Origin of the sequence: Pueribacillus theae (genome assembly GCF_003097615.1) — a bacterium.
GTDB classification, from domain to species: Bacteria; Bacillota; Bacilli; order Bacillales; family UBA6769; genus Pueribacillus; species Pueribacillus theae.
The window spans coordinates 1-628 of record NZ_QCZG01000112.1 but is presented as its reverse complement, the minus strand read 5'-3'; the positions used below and the strand labels follow the sequence as shown (position 1 = coordinate 628).

The window sequence follows — 628 nt, the reverse complement described above, 5'->3', positions numbered from 1 at the left end:
TCTCAAGTTTGACAGTAAAAACCGCAGAAAACCCCGTTGTTACGGCATTTTCTGCGGTTTTTTTAGCATCAAAAAGTGCGTACTTTTTTTATTTTTTAGTCTGCTTTAAAATTTTTTTCATTCTTTTTTGTTCAATGATTTCTGTATCGGTTCTAAAACCAAACACCTCATGAAGTCGATCGGTTAAATCTGTACGTGTGTATGTAGGAATATAGCCTTCTCCTGCGTATTCAAGGACACGCATTTCTCTTAATGTTTGAATGATGGATGAACAGCTAAAGGCTTCATCCAGCTTTTTCTCTAGGATACGATACACCAACAAGGAAAGGAAGCAAGTTAAAAAGTGCGCTTTGATACGCTGGTCTTTTCGAACGAATACGGGCCTTGCACGCATTTCACTTTTTAAAATGCGGAACGTTTCTTCAATTTGCCATCGGCGTTGAGTAATCTGGACTACTTCTTCTACTGAGCCCTCTAAATTTGTACACACGCCATAAAATCCATCATATTTCGCTTCTTCTTGGATTACACTCTGATCCAGTGTGTGGCTCACCTTTTCTGCCACTTCTCCATCAGAGGTTACGTGTATGGAATCAATGAAACGTGCCGGATCATTCGTTCTTTTTTT

General features: G+C 39.2%; 1 protein-coding gene. It reads right to left on the bottom strand.

Annotation, left to right across the window (positions count from 1 at the left end):
• Window positions 1-88: 88 nt before the first annotated feature.
• Window positions 89-628, bottom strand: a 540-nt coding sequence (locus DCC39_RS18910; RefSeq protein ID WP_165820943.1) for an IS1634 family transposase, incomplete at its 5' end; no start/stop codon positions are given.